The sequence below is a fragment of the Peribacillus sp. NPDC055009 genome (genome assembly GCF_053608705.1).
Genome location: NZ_JBSGVZ010000035.1, coordinates 1 through 20,536, shown reverse-complemented (window position 1 = coordinate 20,536; position 20,536 = coordinate 1). Strand labels below are relative to the sequence as shown.

Sequence of the window (20,536 nt, the reverse complement as noted above, 5' to 3'; positions counted from 1 at the left end):
TACTTATTGAAGTTGAGAAGTTATTAAAATCAGAAGCAAATTTGAAAAACGTAGAAATTCTCCAAGAGTATAAACAAAACCTTCCTCAGATTATGTGTGATACAAACCAAATAAAACAAGTTTTCATTAATATAATTAAGAACAGCATTGAAGCAATTCCTAATAGTGGATTTGTGAAAATCCAAGGAAGTATAGAAGGAAAACATGTTCTTATAAAAATAATCGATAATGGAAATGGGTTAAGTGAGGATCGAATTCAACGATTAGGTGAGCCCTTCTATAGTAATAAAGAAAAAGGTACTGGTTTAGGTTTAATGTTATGTTTTAGAATTGTTCGAGAACATAATGGGAAAATAACAGTGAAAAGTAAAAAAAATCATGGTACTACGGTAGAAGTTAGGTTACCTATAAATACTGTCCATAGAAGGAAATCTAATAGATTAAACCAATGTAATTAGTTTGGCAAGGGGTATTCTGGAAGATGACGAATGCCATCAAACGCAACAGATAAACCCACAATGGTTTATCCGATTGTTATGAAATTGAATAAAATTTGATTGTGAAGGATTATACCTAAATTAACGGGTGCGTTATCTAAGATCGGAGCTGTCTATAAGGCAGCTTTTTTGTATGAAAACACAAAAGTAAAAAATCCATGCTAAAATAAGCCCTCTATATTCTAATTTTTGAATTAGGGATGGTAACGTTGCCATCCCTTTATGATTTCGGAGAACATAGTGTTTGTCACCCACCTATAAATGACATTTCGATTTTTTCCTGTTTTTTCACTGTTCCCGCTGACCGCTCATCCGAATAGCGGTCGTCCCTCCGGTTCCAAAGTGAAATAATGAAGCAAGTCAATTCTTCATCTGACATCTTGGAACGGAGCAAGGACTTTAAGTCATGCCCCTTTCCATTAAACAGGCAAGTATATAAACTTCCGTTAGCAGAAAGACGAGCACGAGTGCAACTGGAACAAAATGACTCAGACATGGATGTTATAAACCCCACTTCGGTTGTAGTTCCCTTATACCGGAAGCGTTTTGCTACTTCTCCAAAATAATCTTCTACAACTGGTTCAAGATCGAATTTTGCTTGGAGGATTTCGAGTAACTCTTTTTTTGTAAGTACATTCTTCATATGCCAGCCATTTGTATGTCCGACGTCCATGAATTCTATATAACGTAATTGAATGCCCTCTTCTTTACAAAACCGCGCCATCGGCAGAATTTGAGATTCATTGATTTCTTTTTTCACTACCATGTTCACTTTAACTCCAAGGCCTGCTTCTTTGGCAGCAGCTAAACCTTCTATAACAGGCTTTATCCCGACACCCCTGCCGTTCATCTGTTTAAAAAGTTCATCATCCAGGCTATCTAAACTGATATTCACCCTCTTTAATCCCGCTGATTTCAAATTCCTGGCTTGCTTTTTCAGAAAAACACCATTTGTAGTCAACCCAATATCTTCTATACCGTCAATTTTGATGAGCTCTGAAATAAGAGTTGTAAGGTCTTTCCGAAGTAAAGGTTCCCCGCCTGTCAACCTTAGCTTTTTAACTCCCAAGCTTGCAAATAATTTAGAAAGCCTTACGATTTCCATATATGACAAGAGCTCACTTTTAGGCAAAAATTGAAAATTATCATGAAAAATTTCAGCAGGCATGCAATACTGACAGCGAAAGTTACACCGATCTATGACGGAAATCCTTAAATCCCTTAGTGGTCTGTCCAATGAATCTTTTATATGATGGTTCACTTAATCACTCCCAGCCCCAAGTATTAGAAAAAAAACAAGATTATAAAAAGTGGCACCATAGTATGGCTTATTCACTATATGTATTTCCGGCACACCTATTTTTTCAGTCTTTCATACTTTTTTGACTAAAAATCCTTTAATGAATAGTAGCTTCGTGTGGACTCGAAAAATTTTAAAAATAGTATCTGAAGATATTGATCGAATCTCTGTTCTGAATAAATATTCCAAATAACTGTCATACGACATTCTTTTTAAATTCCCACTTATTTCTTAAACTTTTTTAGGACCTCGTCTAAAGCTTTTTGGCGTTCAGATAAATATTTTTTTCTACTTCCAAAAGGGTTATTAATGTATATTCATCTTTAATCAAATAATTAAGAATATCATTAAAATTTTTTAAAAACTCTTCAAACTCTTTGCTAATTCTTAACCCTTTCGAAATCCTCATTAACTTTAATTTGTAGATTGTTTTAGGTTAAGGAAATAATGCAAGACAAACGTTGAGGGGAGGGTGCTCTTTTTTTGCGTTAACAACGGAATTTTCAAAGTGGATTATGAGGGAAAGAGAATCACCGCTTTGCTATAAAGCGAACTATATCGGCTTCGTCTACCGTCTGGTGGGGTATTGCGAGGAAGGTGCTTTTCTGACAGACCACTGGAAAGTTAACGGACTAGCTTAAGGTAATCGGGTTATTGTTAAAGATACATCAGAAGGACTCCATCAAGATGGGGCAATTTTACCGTCTAAAAAGGGCGAAAAAAACTTTACCCTGGGAAATAATTCGGGAAGTGGGGACGGTCCCCTATTATGGCAGCATGTAAATGGTGTTGTGCGGCGGCTGTTCCAGTTTTGATTGTCGGAGTCGTCCTTCTTGTACAAGTTCCTGCAATCCTTTTTCGATATGGGAGATGGAGGTTTCTAGGAGGTCTGCAACTTTCACCGTAGAGATGCTCATGTATTTTGGTTTCTTTGAGGAGGACATAATCATTGATTGAACTAGTTGTAAAAGAATTTCTTTTTCCATAGCTTCGGTTCGCCTGCCTTCAGTTAAATTTCTTTATATATGTAGACTCGATTCGCTATCAACAAATCATCTCCTATAAACTTGCCAAAAAAGAAAGGATTAATACACAGAGGCTTTAGAATAATTTTTAAGGGCTGTAAAAATATATTTTATTTTATTCATATCCTTTTTGGGAATACTAGGATGAATCAACAGAATTTGCTGGTGTATGGCTTAATTTATAAAATAATTCAGCTTAACGGCAGCAAGATAGGAGGAATCATATGTCTGACCATTCTTTTTCCATCCGAATCAACGAAAAGGAATTAACAGCACAGCCAGGTCAAACGATATTGCAAGTCGCCCAAAGTCATGAATTGTACATTCCAAGTATTTGTTATCATCCCGATCTGGGGACAATCCAAACCTGTGATACATGTTTTGTGCAGGTGGGTGGGGAATTGGTCCGTGCTTGCTCGACAAAGGCTGTTCCAGGTTTGACGGTTGATACAATGTCAAAGTCTGTTAAGGATGCCCAGTATGAAGCGATGTCACGAATCCTAGAAAATCATGAACTGTATTGTACTGTTTGTGATAATAATAACGGCAATTGTACCGTCCATAATACTGCTGAATACTTAGAGATTGAGCATCAGAAATATGAATTTAGAGAAAAACCCTACCCTCCGGATAATTCCCATCCTTTCTATAGGTATGAACCGGATCAGTGTATTTTGTGCGGCCGGTGTGTTGAGGCCTGTCAGGATTTACAGGTCAATGAAACCTTAACTATTGACTGGGGAAGAGAAAGACCAAGGGTTATCTGGGATAATGATGTTCCAATTGATGAGTCTTCTTGTGTATCCTGTGGACACTGTGTGAACGTGTGTCCATGTAATGCTTTAATGGAGACATCCATGCTCGGAGAAGCAGGATTCTTAACAAAGCTGCCGGCTCCAATTTTAGAGCCTATGGTTGATTTAATTAAAGAAGTGGAGCCTGGATATAAAGAAATTTTTGCGATATCAGAAGTGGAAGCTGCCATGAGGAAAGCACGGATTAAGAGGACTAAGACGGTTTGTACATACTGCGGTGTAGGCTGCAGCTTTGAAGTATGGACAAAGGACAGGCAGATTTTAAAAATTCAGCCTACCCATGAAGCTCCAGTCAACGGCATTTCAACCTGTGTAAAAGGAAAATGGGGCTGGGATTTTGTTAACAGTGACCAGCGCTTAACCAAGCCTTTGATTCGTAAAAACGGAGAGTTTGAAGAAGCAACCTGGGATGAAGCGTTAGATCTGATTTCAAGTAAGCTTACGGAAATAAAAGAAGAGTATGGCCCGGAATCCATCGGAGTGATCGCTTCTTCCAAGTGCTCCAATGAAGAAAACTTCGTGGCGCAAAAATTTGCACGTGCGGTTATCGGAACAAACAATATCGACAACTGCTCTAGATACTGCCAATCTCCGGCTACTGCAGGACTCTTAAGGACAGTGGGATTGGGGGGCGATTCTGGAACTATCCAAGATATTGAAACTACAGACTTGGTTATTGTAATTGGTGCAAATCCAGCGGAATCTCATCCTGTCCTCGCTACACGTGTAAAACGGGCTCATAAGCTATTTGGACAAAAATTATTAGTAGCTGATATTAGAGAGCATGAGCTAGCACAACGTGCGGATTTCCTCTTGCATCCTAAGCCAAGTTCTGATTTAATCTGGATTTCTGCCGTAACGAAGTACATTATCGATCAAGGTTGGCATGATAAAGAATTTCTGGCGAATCGTGTATCAGGCGTAGAAGGATATATTAAAACACTGGATAAATTCACCATTAGCTACGCAGAAGAGATGACCGGACTTTCGCAGGAGGAATTAATCAAGGCAGCTACAATGATTCATGAAGCTAATTCAGTCTGTATCCTTTGGGCTATGGGGATTACCCAGCATTCCGGCGCAACAGACGCAAGCACTGCCATTTCAAATTTATTGCTGATTACGGGGAATTATGGCCGTCCAGGTACAGGTGCCTATCCCTTAAGAGGCCACAATAACGTACAGGGAGCCTGTGATTTCGGTACAATGCCATCATGGTTTCCTGGTTATGAGCCAGTCGGAAATGCCGAGGTTAGAGAAAAGTATGAAAAAGCATGGGGCGTTGAAATTCCAAAAGATCCTGGAATGGACAACCACCACATGGTAGAGGCAATCCACAAAGGGAAATTAAAATCCCTTTATCTATTTGGAGAAGAAATGGGGCTTGTGGATGCAAACTCGAACCATGTTCAGAGTGCATTTGAAAAATTAGACTTCTTTGTCGTACAGGATATTTTCTTCTCAAAAACGGCGCAATTTGCCGATGTTGTTTTACCGGCATCACCTTCACTTGAAAAAGATGGGACATTTGTAAATACGGAAAGGCGCATTCAAAGGTTCTATAAGGTGTTTGATCCGCTGGGCGATTCGAAACCGGACTGGCAGATCTTTCAGGAAGTAGCGAACCGGATGGGTGCCAACTGGAATTATTCGCACCCAAGTGAAATTATGGATGAAGCAGCCAGTCTTGCTGTCCTATTTTCAGGTGTGAGCTATGACCGTCTTGAAGGCTTTAACAGCCAAGTTTGGCCGGTTCACAAAGATGGAACGGATACACCTCTATTATATGAAGACAAATTTGCCTTTGCGGATGGAAAGGCAAGGCTGTTCGCTGTTGACTGGACTCCTCCATATATGGCAGGAGAAGAATATGATCTCCATTTAAACAATGGACGTTTACTTGAGCACTTCCATGAAGGAAATATGACGTACCGGACAGAAGGACTTACCCATAAGGTACCTGGCACATGGCTGGAGGTATCGCACGAATTGGCGGAGGAACGAAATCTCAGTGACGGTACATTAGTTAGATTAAGTTCACCATATGGACAGGTTAAAGTAAGGGCGCTTGTTACGGACCGGGTTAAAGGCAAGGAAATTTATCTCACGATGAACAGCTTTGAGGACGATGAAGCTGTCAATTACCTGACAAGTAGCTATCATGATCTAGTTACACATACTCCTGCATATAAGGAAATCGGTGTTAAAATGGAGATTTTAGAAGCAACAGGTGAACCGCCATTGCCTAAGCATAACCACCGGTTTGGTAACAGGAATCCGCAGGTCAGCGTTCGGGTTGAGGAAAAGTGGCAGCGTGACGATTTTCAAGCGATAGAAGAGTTATTTGGAAATGGGGGGGAAGCATATGGCGAAAGCAATCAGGCAAATTAATAGACAGGTTCCAAATGCGATGGAAGAACAAGCTCAGTCAATCGGGGAAATATTAAAAGCTCTTGCTGATAACAAAGAAGGGATTCTTTCTGCACTCGCCATATTAAAGAATCTACAGGAAATTGGGATTCTCGATGCGCTTCATGCCATTTTGGAAAATCGTACAGACGTCGGCGTTATAGCCATGCAGCAAGTTAACCAGCCTGGTATGCATAACACCATCAAAAATGCCATTTACCTTTTCAATTTCATGGGCACCTTAAAGCCTGACCAGCTACAATCTATGCTGGGCGGTGTTACAAAAGGCCTTGACCATATGGGCGAAAGCATCAAAAACCAAGAAAAACACAGCTTATGGAAATTAGGTAAAAGCTTGAGAGATCCAGAAATCAAAGCGGCGATGACAACCATGGTTGAATTCCTGCATGGCATGGGTGAATCATTTACACAGCATCCTTCACAGGAACTTCATCCAGAAGGAGGACAAGGGTGATGGAAGAACAAGGTGTTATTAAGATTCATGGACCGCTATCGGAAAAAGATTCCGACGAAATCATTCGGTCATTAAACGGTGTATGGGGCATCCTCCGGGCTGATGTAAATAAAGAAAGTGGAGAAGCAAGAATTGGCTATGACAAAAATGCCGCTTCATTCCAGGATTTTCAACAGGCCATCAGAGACTTAGGCTACGATATAAAAACGGAAAATCAAAATTCACCTCATTAAGAGGAGGAAGATTATGCGGATTTGTGAATTATGCGGCAGTGAGCAGGAAATGGAAACAGAAGAAACTGAATCAGAAAGAACCAGAATTCTTCATGTCTGTGAAGACTGTCAGAATGACAGAGCTTTCAACTATTTTGACAATTAAAAGAAGACGTGAGAAAAGGGAATCCGATTGTGGAATTCCCTTTTTTTATAGCTTGCAAGGCGGAGCCAGCAATTAGAAACACAACGATTTACGACTTTCTTTTACTTTCTGATAAGCACTTACAGCGCTCCAATTTTTTCTCGCAGTACAAAAGAAGGTGTCTTTCAGCTATGGATTCCGTTGGGTTTTATATTAGGTTTCTTTTACTTGTTTCGCAGTAAAAGAAACCATCCATCTAAAATGAAAGCGTGTATTTTAGGACCTTGCATAGCCTTATATCAGTTAATTCTTCAATATGTTAGGTAGTTTTGGTATTCCACTAACGGGTGCTTTTGCTGAAGATCTGAGCTGTCTTTAAGGCAGCTAGTAGAATGAAAAAATAATTCCCCTAATACACCGAGTGGTGCAAACCGTTGATACGTCAATGTTTATAGAGGGAGGTTAGTTTAACTAGGAAACAGTTCATTTAATGTTATAATCATAAAAAATTAGGGGGGGTTAGGTTGGATTGTCTTCCAAAGAAAAGCGAAGTATTACTTGATGAAGAAATTGAAAAGCAGGAATTTGTTAAAATAATAAATTCAATTTACAAACAGGAATGTTATATCTATGCCTTTATTCCTGAATTAATAAAATCCGGTTCACTCTAACACGCATTTTTCCAAGAACAATAGGGTTTTTAGGGTATGTAAAGGATAGAAAAAAACAATATATATATACGAATTTTACTTACGGTCTACAACAATGGATTTTTTAGTGTTTTCAGAGACGGATGTATCTCAACATTTAATATATTAAATGGAGAAGAACTTAGATATTTACAACATATTTGAATCAAATAATATCCCTCACATAACAATTGGTCCTGATGGTCAATGGCTAAATATAGTTGAATATTGAATCATTTCTTAATGAACTACCATGAAAATAGATTTCTGGAATTTAGGGGAAAAGGCAATACTTAAGAAGACGCGAAGGGGCTTGGTAAGGGCAGACCAAGAACAGCTCCGAAGGATCCAGAAGAAAAAATCAGACGTTTAGAGGCGTAGAACGAAATGCTAAAAAAGCTCTTAAAGATGTAAAAGGGGGAATGAAGGCAGTAACGACAAGGAAAAAGTATGAGGTAATTAGGGAAATGTCCTAGGAACGCTATCCTATTCAGTTATTATGCGAAATTGCACATGTATCAAGAAGCGGATACTACAAATGGTTAAAACGTAAAATATCCCCTTCTGAAAAGCAACTGGATGATAAGAGATTAAGAAAAAAATTATAGGATGCTACAATAAACTCAAAGGAATCTATGGGTATCGAAGAGGAAAATGTATGGCCTGATTAAACCTACGGTTTAAACCTGAACCACAAGCGTGTCCAGCGTCTTATGCGGGAGCTAGGGTTAAAGTCTCTTTTCGGAAAAGGAAACCTTATTACGGGAAGAAAGAAGCATATGTCATTTCTAAAAACCTTCTTAATAGGGATTTTCATGCATCCAGATCTAATGAGAAATGGGTAACTGACATTACATATTTGATTTTTAATAGACAGAGACTTTTCCTATCCGCCATAAAAGACCTCTATAACAATGAAATCATTTCTTATCAAGTCAGCCGGAGAAACGACTTAAAACTTGTAATAGTAACAATAAAAAAAGCAAAGAAAAAACGGAATGTAAATGGAATTCTTCTGCATTGCGACCAGGGGTACCAATACACTTCCCACCAATACAATAACCTATTTGAAAAAATATAAAATGCAATCCAGTATGTCAAGAAAGGGAAACTGCTGGGATAAAGCTTGTATGGAGAATTTCTTCAGCCACTTTAAACAGGAGTGTTTCTATATGAACTCCTTCGGTACCTCTGAAGAGGTTCGAGGTGCTGTAAGTAATGTATATTCGATTCTATAACCATCATCGCTTCCAGAAAAAATTAAACAACCTGAGTCCATATCAATATAGAACTCAGGTTGCTTAATTGGTCTTTTTTATTTCTGTCTATTTGACTGGGGTCACTCCACAATACAGAGATTATCTTCTTTAGGCTGCCTAATCCCTTTTTTAAAAATTTCCTTTACAAAGGGTACACTTTACAACAAGCCTACTTCTTAACCAATATAGACAAGAAGAGACGATCGCTTCTCAAATTAAGGATTAGTTGACCATAATCCTGAAGTCTTTACTAGGACTCTTGGATGAAGCTTTAACCCGGCTACAAGCAGCTCTGCTAAATCCTCTGATTGCATAACATTTTCAGGATTTCCACTAATAAGATTGGTTTCAATGGCCAAATCAGTTGCAACTGTACTTGGTGTTAAAGCCGTTACACGGATATTATGCTTTCTTACCTCTAGCATGAGTGATTCCGTTAGTCCTAAAACAGCAAATTTAGAAGCGCTGTAAGCACTTGTAACAGGTGCTCCTTTTTGGCCCGCAGTTGAGGAGATATTCACAATATCTCCTGATTTTCTTTCAATCATATCAGGTAAAACGGCTCTTGTTACATTATATACACCCATCAAGTTTACTCGGATGATGTTTTCCCATTCTTCAGGAGTTAATTCAAGAAAACCGCCAAATTTAGCTATACCTGCATTGTTGATTAAAATATCAATAGAACCTAGGTCTGATTTGATGTGTTCAACAGCTTGATGAACTGCTTCAAGATCGGCTACATCTGCTGTTGCCGCTGAAACGTTCACATCATATTGCTCTAGTTCCGCGGTTACCTTTTCAAGATTTGACATCGTTAATCCAATCAATCCTAAATGAACTCCTTCTTTTGCTAAAGCAATCGCAGTAGCACGCCCGATTCCTCTGCCTGCCCCAGTAATTAAAGCAGTTTTTCCTTTTAATGAAATCATGCTATCATTCCTTTTTAAAAAATTTTAGAATAATTGTTAATAATAACAAAATAATGTTTTAAAGACTAACCAAAAGACCGCAAAGTTTCTTTAGTATGTCTGCGGTCTTTTGGTTATTACATTCTTAGGACTATGTTTTATTCAAGATTGGCATGTCTGCCATACATATTATTGGTATCTAATCCCTTTTTCTCCATGAATCTCAAGATGACGGCATCATAAAAAAGTAAAAGGGTCTGCTCAAATAGTGAGCCCATTGGTTGGATGGTTTTATAATCGCCCTCTGATTGGTCTTTCGGGGATCCAGGCAATTTAATGGTGATATCTGCTAACTGTCCAATAGTGGAATCAGGGAATATCGTGACAGTTGCAATTTTACCACCAATGCTTTTTGCTTTTTCAGCCATGGAGACTAAGCTTTTCGTTTCCCCGGATCCGGATCCGATGATTAAGATATCCTCTTTTTCAAAGTTGGGAGTTACAGTTTCACCGATTACATAAGAATCAATTCCCATATGCATCATCCGCATGGCGAAGGATTTGGCCATGAATCCTGATCTGCCTGCACCGGCTACAAAAACTTTCTTTGATTCAAGAATCCCATTAACCAGTTTTTCAGCTTCTTCGTTAGCTATTAAGTCTACTGAACGATTTAGCTCTTTTATGATTTCAGCTAAATATTGAGAAGTCTGCATGATGGATATTAGCCTTGTTTTACTAATTTTTGTATTTGGGCAGCTGTCCCTTTAATATCAGCTTGTCCAGTGATACCTCCACCAACAATGACAAGGTCAGGTTGTGCTTTAATGACTTCCGGAAGTGTATCTAATTTTATGCCGCCTGCTACAGCAGTTTTTGCATTTTTTACAACACGTTTAATGGTTTGAAGGTCCTCAAAAGAATTTTTTCCAACAGCTTGAAGGTCGTAGCCAGTGTGCACACAGATGTAGTCGACGCCAAATGCATCCACTTCTTTAGCACGAGTTTCAAGATCTTTCACAGCGATCATATCAACAAGGATTTTTTTGCCTTGTTTTCTAGCTTCTTCAACAGCCCCTTTGATGGACATATCTTCAGCTGCACCAAGAATCGTGATGATATCAGCGCCAGCTTCAGATGCTTTCATCACTTCATAACCGGCTGCATCCATAATTTTTAGGTCGGCTAATACTTTCAAAGAAGGGAAAGCTTCTTTCATTTCTTTAACAGCCCTAAGCCCTTCATTAATAACCACAGGTGTACCGATTTCTACGATATCAACATATTCCTCCACTTGTTTAACCAATTCAATACCTTCTTGAATGTTTACTAAATCCAGTGCCAATTGTAATTCCATTTATCCTTCACTCCTAATAGTATGTTTTAGTTTGTTGCACAGTAAGTATGTCCCTCTGGCACTCAATCATTGCACAGCAAGAAATTCATATCGACTGTACAATGTATCGTATACTAAGTATAATATTTTTGTAAGTACGCACTTTAATTTTACATAGTGTTAAAAAGTATACTATGTGATTTAGGATTTATATTTGGAGGTGGTTTGAATGACAAGGCTACAGAATAAAACATTCAATTGTGAGAAGGAATTGACCCTTTCTGTTATTGGGGGGAAATGGAAGATGCTTGTTTTATGGCACCTAGGCAAGCAGGGGACCAAGCGTTTTGGTGAACTGAAGGCTCTTATGCCGGGCATCACTCAAAGAATGCTCGTTAACCAGCTTCGAGAGCTGGAAGAAGATCTTATTGTTCATCGCGAAGTCTATCCAATTGTACCTCCCAAAGTGGAATACTCTCTGACAGAACAAGGAGAAAGCCTGATGCCGATTCTTGATTCGATGTATAATTGGGGTAAAAATTATATGGAGAATAATGTTGGGGACCAAGTAAAAAGAAAAGAGGATATCAAGTAGAAAAACTATCCCTTCTTCCATATTCTAAGATGTTTTCTCCTTTTTCTTTACCTTGATATGGTCACGTATCAAATTAAGGTAGAGAAATGCACAACATTTTATAATCAGTTATTAAAAGCCAAGGTTAGCGATTTTTGTATAGTCGCTGACCTTGGCTTTTTCACATGCACCCGGCATTGGTGCAATTCTCTAGCCATGGTGGTGTACGGTTAGCTTAATGAAGGAGTGTCTACTCAGAGGAGAAAACCTTTTAGTTTTTGGGAATATTATACGAATATCCAGTAATTAGTATACTTTATTACACTATGTAATTTTATTGATACTATTTAATTATAAAGTGCGTACTTACACAAAAAATATACGTAATATACTAATTTAGCACAAAGAATTGTAAGTTAAGGGAAGGCTATAACAAGCATGAAAAAAACTCATGAGAACATCAAAAGTCTGTCAATGGTGATAGATCTTTAAATAAATCAGTATCTCCATAATTAACTTCTATAATGAAATGAAAATAGATGAATCTTAATAAAAGGGCTTGGAACAAAAGGTACTGTTACATGAAGTGATTAATTTTGTATGCTGTTGCGTTAACAAACTTATAAAGAAAGGAGGTACCCATGGAAATGTTCAAAACAAATCAACGAAGGGTTTGTGAAAGATGCTTAACAATCACTACAGATTAATGAAAAATGTCCAAAATGTGGCCATGCTCAATTAAGGGCTGTCATCTTTACCCTACAAGCTGGGAGAATTAAACTAGTCTTACATTCAAAAGTAGGATAATGCATATAGGGGTTCCGGTAGCAAAACGCGGAAAACATACGCTAAGCAAAATTCGAAATCAAAAAAGCCGATTTTCCTACTCTAAGGAAGTTCGGCTGTTACTTTTGGATTTACCGTTTTATATTGCTTGATATAATCTAGTTACACCTTCTTTTATTTCTTCATTTTTTGATGCCCAAACCCTAAAATAATTCGATTAGGATGGTAACGTCCTCCTAATGGGAACTGATGGGAACTCCGGCTTAACCCGAAATTACTCATATCACTAATGAACGATAATTTTGTACAGAAAGCCAATACTTTTTTCCTGCCCTGTTCCAGCACATAATTTATGTGGAATCTCATCACTTTCCTCTATAAATTCCTGTGCACTTCTACACTTGTTAATCCATTTTACAATATCATCCTGAGAGGGTTTACTCTTTGACTCAATAAAGACTGCTTCAAAACGTTGTTTACAAGGATCCCAAACGAAGCAACAGAATCCATAGACATTGTATCGTCATCTATAACATCATTTTCATCAGAAGTTTCTTCACCTATCCTTTTAAAGTCTTGATTTTCAAAGCTATATACTAACCCAAACCATTTAAAAGATGGGCAAAATAATCCTCATCTCTTTGCCACCTGTTCTCTAAGCTAATTTGTGTAGTTCCTTTAAAGCCGTTTGCTAGCCCTGTCTAAAGCATAAAATTTGATTTTGGGTATAAAAGAAAATAATATAGAGATATCGCAAATTATAGATTTCCTTTTGTTCGATTAGTTTATACGCATTCCAAGCAAAATAGATTTTAATAAGATCAGAAAGGGGCGGGCACCGTTGAATCGGGAATCAAATATGATAAATGACGAACAGGCAGTTGAAATTTTCAAGGCTTTGTCAAATCAAATAAGAGTTAATATTCTGCAAATGTTGAAAGAACCTGATAATAACTTTTCCCCGCAGGCCCATGTCATCAAAGAAAAAGGCTTTGATGGCGGGGTTTGTGTTAGTGATATTCGCAGCAAAGTAGGACTATCACAGTCCACTACCTCCCAGTATTTATCTATCCTATTGCAAAGCGGTCTGGTGGAAATGAAACGAATCGGACAATGGACTTATTATCGACGGAATGAGGAAACCATTAAACAGTTTGAAAAGTATATAGGCTTAAAAATATAACCTTTTAAGGAGGACCAAGAGTGAGTTTTCAAAATCATCGTGCCTATAACAGCATGTACCAGAAAGACAAAATGACACTCGGATTTATCCTCCCGACTGCCAGGATGTCTAAAAATCCGATTATGGAGAATCAGCTGGAGCTTGCCCGTAAAATTGAGGAATATGGCTTTGCTTCATTATGGCTCCGTGATATTACAATGCAGGATTTGAATATTGATGAAAACGGCCAAAAGTTCGATTTATGGATTTATTTGACGTATCTTGCTGCCTATACGAAGCACATTGCGTTAGTGACAGGAAGTGTAGTTCTACCTTTGCGCCACCCCGTCAGGGTAGCCAAGGAAGCTGCATCAATTGATCAATTGTTTCCAGGTCGATTGATTATGGGAGTGGCATCAGGGGACAGGGAAAAAGACTTTACAGCTTTAGGGATATCTAAGCAAGAAAGCGGTCCATTATTTAAAGAAAATTTCGAAATTCTCGACCGGCTGTTAAAAGAGGATCAGCCGACAATCCACAGCCACGCCGGACTTATCGATGGTACAGATATGAGGTTAATCCCAAAGCCTGTATCTTCGATTCCGACCATGTTGACTGGATTTAGCAATCAGTCTATCAATTGGATAGCCAGGAATGGGGATGGGTGGCTTCAATACCCAAGAAGCATTATTCAACAGGCGCAGCTTATCCAGGATTATCGTGCTTTAACTGAAGTTCATGCTCCAGGAGATTTTAAACCCTTCTCTCAAAGCTTGTTTATCAATTTATTGGAAAATCCCGATGAAATGCCTGTCCCCATACCCTTAGGCTATTCCGTAGGAAGAAACCGTTTAGTTGATCTACTTCATCAATTTCAAGCGATTGGTGTCAACCATTTGGCGTTTGTTCTGTATTTTTCCAAGCGCCCTCCAGAGGAAGTAATCCAGGAACTTGGAGAATTTGTTTTACCCTACTTTCCAACCCATAGAGGTACAGGCCAGCTTTAAAAAATTTAATTGTATAAAAGGAGGAAGAATTATGACAAAGAAAATAGAACTTTCAGTGCTAGATCCCTCCCCAATTGTCGAGGGAGGATCAGCCGACTTTCCCTTCAAACACGCTTGATCTAGCAAAGAAAACAGAGCAGTGGGGATATAAACGGTTTGGCTTGCTGAACATCATAATTGGGCAGGAATGGCGAGTTCAGCCTCCCCGATCGTAATTGGACGAGTAGTCTCTGTCACGGAAAAAATGCGTATAGGATCAGGTGCAATGCTGCATTCCCATTATTCTCCTCTTTCCGTGGCTGAGCAATTGGGAACATTAGAAACCTTCTTCCCTGGCCGAATCGACCTTGGATTGGGGCGGGCACCTGGCACCGACCAATATTCAGCAAATGTATTGCGGCATAGGGTTGCTGGTGAACCTGAATTTGATGCCCGGCTTGAGGAGCTTATCGCATATCTTTATGGTACAGGAACAGCCACTAAGAATGGTTCATTTAGCATTCACGCCATTCCCGGCGAAAAAAAAATGTGCCAATTTGGCTGTTAGGTTCAGGGTTTTATAGTGCACAATGGTCTGGAATGCTTGGGTTACCATTCTCTTTCGCGGGACATTTTGCTCCAGGTAACATGATGGAGGCCATAAAACTGTACCGGGATTATTTTCGTCCGTCTCAATTTTTGGAGGAGCCTTATGTACTGTTAGCCGTTCAAGTGGTGGCTGCTGATGAGAAACAGGAGGCACAAAGGCTTGCCACTTCGATGTATCAAAAATTTCTTTTGTTAACCCGCGGACAGCCTTCGCCCATTTTGCCACCTGTTGATAATATGGTCAAGCTTTGGAACGATAATGAACGGAGGGCGGTTGAAGAACAGCTTTTCACTTCCATCATCGGGGACCCTGCAGGTGTGAAGCAGCAGCTCCATGAGTTAATAGAAAACGCTGATGAAATTATGGATCATACAGAGATTTTTGATCGTAAGGCACGGCTGCGCTCTTATGAAATTTTGCACCGCATCGCCATCAAGATAAAAAATATTAAACACTCCAAAACGAAAAAAGAGCTACTTTTTCTGTAAAATCAATCAATAGAAAATAGAATTTTTTCGTTATGGGGATACAAATATATCTTAGCTTGATGGGAATGTGGAGGTACCCTTAATGAACTAACGGGGCTGGATAGTTCTACAAGCACAGTGTTTTCGAACTATGATTAACTTCTAAAGGAATTTTTTGAAACTTGTTGAATTTCTTTAGGTAAGGTCCAATGGAAGGTGGGAAACAATGGAAATAGCCAGTTCTCCTATTAATAGAAAAATAAACAATGTTTTTATCCATGTTAAAGATTTAAAGAAATCAGTTGAATGGTATTGCAATCTCCTTGGCATCTCGCGAAATAATGACTCTGTAGAATCACCTGTTTACAATATTCCTGTAACAAGTGAAACTGGATTAACTTTAGATGACCATACGTTTGATCCTAATTTTATATTTAAACCATCCAATAATGTCTTATTTAATTTCTACGCAAAAGATATAGACGAAGCTTACCAATTTATCAAGAGTAATAACATAGCCATTGTTAAAGAAATAGAGCGTATTGGAAATTTTGCTTATTTTAACTTTCAAGACCCAGATGGTAATGTACTTATGATTTGTAATGGTTAATGTTCTTAGGGAGTAGCCGGCTCACTACTCCCTTTACTTAAGTTTTTTTCGCACTTCATTTTAACTTCATATTTTTGACAACTCTACAATAAGGCAGGTTGCTGAAGCTGCCTTTTCTTATGGCGGGAGACAGATTTATTTTTCTAACCAGGCTACTGGACGGGAGCAAATCATAATAGTTTTTATGTTAGTTCTAAAAATGACTGCAAACGTAAATTCAGATGCTCTCATTCCCTGTCTTTGAAGAGCCAGTGGAAGTTTGAATCACTTTATCGAAACACCCATGTTTCTCCTGGACTAATAAACCCACAGCATCCATCACGATAGAAAAATTTATCAAGAACCAGGCACTACAAAAAATTTTCATCATATATAGGTGATATCCGTTCGGATTTGATGAGGAGGATACCATGCAACCTATGTTACCAATGGAAAAATATTTTGGGCAGTTTGAACTGGTGCATGCTTTTTATGGGGCTATGCCTACAGGTGTCAGCGTTTCCGAAACCGGTCGTATTTTTGTATGCTTTCCGAAATGGGGAGACGACGTTCAATTTACTGTGGCGGAAATTGTTCAGGGTGAATTGCAGCCTTATCCCAGTGTAGAAACCAATTTAGTTAATACTGGGAATATTACGATGTCTTTCGTCAGTGTCCAAAGTATCGTTGCTGATGGAAGAGGAACACTTTGGGTACTAGATACAGGGGCACCAAATTTTTCTGAACCTATTCAAGGGGGAGCAAAATTAGTTGCTGTTGATTTAAGCACGAATACAATAAGGAGAGTATATACCTTTACAGAAGATGTTGTCTTGCCAACAACATATCTGAATGATGTCCGTTTGGATTTTCGGGTTGGAAGAGCAGGCTATGCATATATAACGGATTCTTCTTCCAGAGGGCCAGGGGCTATTATCGTCGTAGATTTAGAAAATGGGAACGCGTTTAGACGGTTAAATGGGGCAATATCAACTTCACCTGATCCCTATTTTTTACCGAAAGTAGAAGGTGAAATTTTGATGAATCGAAACTTGGACGGCTCGACTTTCCCATTTAGATTGGCTTCCGATAGTTTAGCGATTTCTCCTGATGGAAAGGTTTTATTTTATGCTCCGCTAACCAGCCGTCAGCTGTTCTCGATCTCAACAGAAGCCCTAAGAGACAGAAGGATACAGGACCTGAATTTATCCCAATATGTGCAGTATTGGGGGGAAAAAGGTGCGTCTGATGGAATGATCACCGGCGCAAAAGGAGTCGTTTATGCGGGAGACTATGAAAACAATAGTATCCGGAAGATATTGCCGAATGGCGCAATGGAAACAATCGCACATGACCCGAGAATTTTATGGCCGGATACTTTTTCGATTGGCCCCGATCAATACCTATATTTCATTGTGAATCAATTACATCGGCAGGCGAGATTTCATTATGGAAGAGACCTCCGGGAAAAACCATATAGTTTACTTCGTATGAGAATTGATGAATTCCCTGCTCCTACCTTTTCATAGTAATCGTAAACGAAGGTAGCTATCCCCCATCAGGGAGCTGCCTTTTTTGTCAGATATTCCTGCAACTGTCCTATAATAAAGAGGTGACTTAACTCAAATTGAAAAGCCTGCTTCATCTTAGACTTTAAAATATAAATAAAGCACCATAGTCATGAAGCTACATAAGTATCAAATTACGGTAAGAGGAAAAATTTTGAACAAAACTAGGAGGTAATCATGGGAAGATTAGTTCACCTCGAAATTCATGTGGATGACATGGAACGGGCAAAGAAATTTTATGGTGAGGTATTTGGATGGTCATTTCAAGATTGGAGTGATTTCGCAGGAATGCCTTACTTGGGAGCGGTGACTGGCGATGAGAATGTACCTGGGATAATGGTGCTTTGATGCACCATCAAAGTCCTCCGGAAGCAGGCCAAGCTCTTAATGGGTATGCCTGTACAATGGGTGTCGATAATTATTACGAAGCGGAAGCCAAAATTCTTGAGAATGTACGCAAGGTCGCATTGCCCAAATATGCACTGCCTGGAATAGCGTGGCAAGCCCGCTTAGTAATATCGACAATGGCGGGGCTAAGAAAGTGACTGGATATGTACGGATTTAATGGCATCATTGCAGGAGTCATTAAAGGCATCCTTGGGAATTGATGTCAAAGACCTGCTTGAGAATTTCTCAGGAAAGCGAAATTTACGGTTTACCACCATCAGCCAGGAGAATGTCGAAGCGAACATGGATATGCAGAAGGCAAGGTAGAATAACAGTGAATAATAAAATGAAGAAAGGTAACAGCACAAATTTGCTCTTACCTTTTTTGAATAGTGTTCGTTTAAAAAAGTCTGTCCTCATATAATTAACAAATATGTACGTCATATCGGGTAAGTTTACGGCAATTACACGTGCGTTGCAGGAAGGGGGGAAATAAGTCACAAGAATATTTTTTTGAACTATTGGTATTACCACTTCGTCCTTTATTTTAGTCCAGCCAAATTCACTTTCAACTGGGGTAGTAGACTGCTGTTCCTGTCTGGTGCTGTTTGTACCGTTAGCTTCCAAATGATTACCTAACTCACGTCCTCCGTTATTTTCCCTCAAAATTAAATTCTAATAAGGCAGCTCCTCTTCATGATATTCCCAATTTCTGTTTTCAACTGGGGTTTGCTTGCAGATTCTATTACCTGCCTTGCTTGTTCCACAATTGCGTCGTAATCGCTAAGATATGGCTCTAGGGTCTCAATTTCAAAAATATCGCCACCAAAGCTTTCGTGAATTTGATTGGCAATTACGTGTGGAGCACTAGCGAATTGACCACAACTCTGCTTAAGGGGATATTATCACGTTTTTATGGACGGTATGATTTTTCTTTATTTAGAAATTGTTTAGATTTTGTCATCCGCTAGTTTTAGTTTATTAGTTATCATTGATAACATGTTATGGCATTAAGTACATCGGTATTTCGGAAAGACTGATTCAAAGATTCGGGCCCTTTGCACAATTTCTCAGCTGCTTTTTACCTGTAGTGCGAGACGTTTTTGTCTTACACCGTAGGGGCAAGCCACATTTGAAAAAACATTTTTTCAAAATCTTTTCCTCCTAAAAAGTTTCGTATGTGTATTGCTAATGAAATAATGAAAGTAATTATCAATAAGCACATTTCGAATTCTACGAAGTTCAGCTATTACAACTCGTTGACCACCTGTTTCAAGATTAAATTCTAATAAGGGAGATCCTCTTCATGCTACACATCTACCGGAGGGGTCGTGGATCCTCTGTTGTTGGTCGTGAACTCGAACTCCTGGGCTACGACCGAACGTACTCTCTCACATTTTTTTCACATTATCAAGCAGTCGCTGCTTTTATTCGGGAAGGAGGAAGAAGGAAGAATTGATAGTATAGTGGTTGATATAGAGATTTAATAACTCTAGTTTGCCAATATTGGCTGGACAGGGCCATTTGGACCGATCACGACCGGAGCACTTGCCCCAGTTGTACATTTTGCGACCGTTAGGGAAAATCGGCACTTCATCAGAGCCGATTTCTATTTTATTGTATACCCACTTGCCGGAACAAGAGCCTCTGTGCAACAACTATTTGTTAATCGTATTGGAACGGAAGTGAATTGAATATTAGGTCCTCAAATAATCCCATTTGAAGAAAAAACTAAGGAGAGGTCAGTCTAATATTCTATTAACAAAAGAACTATGTAAGAAAAAGAGGTGGATTTTAAAAAATCTTAAGCAGAAGTAAATACCTTGCAGGTATTGCGAAAGAATTTGGAATTTCAAAAATCAGACATGAGATATAAAATATATTTTTCTAGAGTAAATTTAATTATCATTAAGAAACGAAAGAACTGCTCCGGCAGTCTTTTTTTATCCTTCCTACTATAAAACTTGTGAAAAAATATAATGTGGAATATTAATTTCAGGGTTAAAAAGGTGAGGTATTTTTAAACGGTAATATTGATTTTAAATCTGAATGAACTAGATGTTGCTCAATGAAAAAACCAGAATAACTTCTTCAGTTTGGTGTTCCGGTTTTTGTGACGACATAGCGTATCCACAATTTAAAGGGAGTCTTCTTGTGTACTTTATTATTTACTATTTACACTACACTGATGTTTTATGGTGGAAGTATGGGCTTTCTACTTTTTGTCACAAAATTGTCAAATTTTCTAAGATACTTATTTAAGGTAAAGTATCTTTGTAATTGAGTAAGTTTATTTTAACTCCTTAGTAATTTTTTTAATAATAAATACTATAT

18 protein-coding genes and 4 pseudogenes are annotated in these 20,536 nt (G+C 38.6%); 17 read left to right on the top strand and 5 right to left on the bottom strand.

Features of this window, described 5'->3' with window-relative positions; all coding sequences use genetic code 11:
- Window positions 1–458, top strand: a 458-nt coding sequence (locus ACWF5P_RS26635) for an ATP-binding protein (RefSeq protein WP_452445518.1), incomplete at its 5' end; no start/stop codon positions are given.
- A 286-nt stretch (window positions 459–744) separates the two neighbouring features.
- Here the strand turns inward: ACWF5P_RS26635 and moaA are convergent.
- Together moaA and ACWF5P_RS26625 are read right to left on the bottom strand one after the other, a co-directional pair.
- Entirely contained in the window at window positions 745–1,758 is a 1,014-nt protein-coding gene (gene moaA / locus ACWF5P_RS26630) for a GTP 3',8-cyclase MoaA (RefSeq protein ID WP_452445517.1), read from the bottom strand.
- Between the two features lie 806 nt (window positions 1,759–2,564).
- Entirely contained in the window at window positions 2,565–2,783 is a 219-nt protein-coding gene (locus tag ACWF5P_RS26625; RefSeq protein ID WP_048683094.1) for a hypothetical protein, read from the bottom strand.
- Window positions 2,784–3,046: 263 nt separating this feature from the next.
- On the opposite strand from ACWF5P_RS26625, the gene fdhF reads away from it, so the two are divergent.
- The 8 genes and pseudogenes from fdhF to ACWF5P_RS26585 all read left to right on the top strand — a co-directional run bounded on the left by fdhF (window position 3,047) and on the right by ACWF5P_RS26585 (window position 8,872).
- A complete protein-coding gene (gene fdhF / locus ACWF5P_RS26620; RefSeq protein ID WP_452445516.1) occupies window positions 3,047–6,028 on the top strand; it encodes a formate dehydrogenase subunit alpha in 2,982 nt (993 codons plus the stop codon).
- Entirely contained in the window at window positions 6,003–6,521 is a 519-nt protein-coding gene (locus ACWF5P_RS26615; protein ID WP_452445515.1) for a DUF1641 domain-containing protein, read from the top strand. Before fdhF ends, ACWF5P_RS26615 begins: the two co-directional genes overlap by 26 nt.
- Entirely contained in the window at window positions 6,521–6,754 is a 234-nt protein-coding gene (locus ACWF5P_RS26610; protein WP_452445514.1) for a heavy-metal-associated domain-containing protein, read from the top strand. Before ACWF5P_RS26615 ends, ACWF5P_RS26610 begins: the two co-directional genes overlap by 1 nt.
- 13 nt (window positions 6,755–6,767) lie before the next feature.
- On the top strand, window positions 6,768–6,899 hold the full coding sequence (locus ACWF5P_RS26605; RefSeq protein WP_452445513.1) for a hypothetical protein: 132 nt from the start codon (window positions 6,768–6,770) through the stop codon (window positions 6,897–6,899).
- A 503-nt stretch (window positions 6,900–7,402) separates the two neighbouring features.
- Complete coding sequence (locus ACWF5P_RS26600; RefSeq protein ID WP_452445512.1) at window positions 7,403–7,549, top strand: hypothetical protein; 147 nt, start codon at window positions 7,403–7,405, stop codon at window positions 7,547–7,549.
- Between the two features lie 698 nt (window positions 7,550–8,247).
- Window positions 8,248–8,412 (top strand): annotated as a pseudogene (locus tag ACWF5P_RS26595) (hypothetical protein); the annotation flags it as partial.
- Entirely contained in the window at window positions 8,352–8,648 is a 297-nt protein-coding gene (locus ACWF5P_RS26590) for a DDE-type integrase/transposase/recombinase (RefSeq protein ID WP_452445519.1), read from the top strand. The pseudogene ACWF5P_RS26595 and the gene ACWF5P_RS26590, both read left to right, overlap by 61 nt.
- 137 nt (window positions 8,649–8,785) lie before the next feature.
- Complete coding sequence (locus ACWF5P_RS26585) at window positions 8,786–8,872, top strand: IS3 family transposase (RefSeq protein WP_098175226.1); 87 nt, start codon at window positions 8,786–8,788, stop codon at window positions 8,870–8,872.
- 169 nt (window positions 8,873–9,041) lie between these two features.
- Here ACWF5P_RS26585 and ACWF5P_RS26580 read toward each other — a convergent pair whose 3' ends face one another.
- The 3 genes from ACWF5P_RS26580 to hxlA form a co-directional block, all read right to left on the bottom strand.
- Complete coding sequence (locus ACWF5P_RS26580; RefSeq protein ID WP_452445511.1) at window positions 9,042–9,758, bottom strand: 3-ketoacyl-ACP reductase; 717 nt, start codon at window positions 9,756–9,758, stop codon at window positions 9,042–9,044.
- Between the two features lie 137 nt (window positions 9,759–9,895).
- Window positions 9,896–10,453, bottom strand: a complete 558-nt coding sequence (gene hxlB, locus ACWF5P_RS26575) for a 6-phospho-3-hexuloisomerase (protein ID WP_230162645.1) — start codon at window positions 10,451–10,453, stop codon at window positions 9,896–9,898.
- Window positions 10,454–10,461: 8 nt separating this feature from the next.
- Complete coding sequence (gene hxlA, locus ACWF5P_RS26570; RefSeq protein WP_098371994.1) at window positions 10,462–11,094, bottom strand: 3-hexulose-6-phosphate synthase; 633 nt, start codon at window positions 11,092–11,094, stop codon at window positions 10,462–10,464.
- Between the two features lie 208 nt (window positions 11,095–11,302).
- On the opposite strand from hxlA, the gene ACWF5P_RS26565 reads away from it, so the two are divergent.
- From ACWF5P_RS26565 to ACWF5P_RS26530, 8 genes and pseudogenes are all read left to right on the top strand, one after another.
- Window positions 11,303–11,668, top strand: coding sequence for a winged helix-turn-helix transcriptional regulator (locus ACWF5P_RS26565; protein ID WP_095394856.1), 366 nt, complete (start codon window positions 11,303–11,305; stop codon window positions 11,666–11,668).
- 1,624 nt (window positions 11,669–13,292) lie between these two features.
- On the top strand, window positions 13,293–13,616 hold the full coding sequence (locus ACWF5P_RS26560) for an ArsR/SmtB family transcription factor (protein ID WP_048678279.1): 324 nt from the start codon (window positions 13,293–13,295) through the stop codon (window positions 13,614–13,616).
- A gap of 20 nt (window positions 13,617–13,636) precedes the next feature.
- A complete protein-coding gene (locus ACWF5P_RS26555; protein WP_452445510.1) occupies window positions 13,637–14,602 on the top strand; it encodes a TIGR03571 family LLM class oxidoreductase in 966 nt (321 codons plus the stop codon).
- Window positions 14,603–14,633: 31 nt separating this feature from the next.
- Window positions 14,634–15,679, top strand: a pseudogene (locus ACWF5P_RS26550) (LLM class flavin-dependent oxidoreductase).
- Between the two features lie 205 nt (window positions 15,680–15,884).
- A complete protein-coding gene (locus ACWF5P_RS26545) occupies window positions 15,885–16,268 on the top strand; it encodes a VOC family protein (protein ID WP_370014931.1) in 384 nt (127 codons plus the stop codon).
- Between the two features lie 410 nt (window positions 16,269–16,678).
- A complete protein-coding gene (locus ACWF5P_RS26540; RefSeq protein ID WP_452445509.1) occupies window positions 16,679–17,776 on the top strand; it encodes an L-dopachrome tautomerase-related protein in 1,098 nt (365 codons plus the stop codon).
- A gap of 216 nt (window positions 17,777–17,992) precedes the next feature.
- Window positions 17,993–18,318: pseudogene (locus ACWF5P_RS26535) on the top strand (VOC family protein); the annotation flags it as partial.
- Window positions 18,312–18,529: pseudogene (locus tag ACWF5P_RS26530) on the top strand (hypothetical protein); the annotation flags it as partial. The pseudogenes ACWF5P_RS26535 and ACWF5P_RS26530, both read left to right, overlap by 7 nt.
- Between the last annotated feature and the right edge of the window lie 2,007 nt (window positions 18,530–20,536).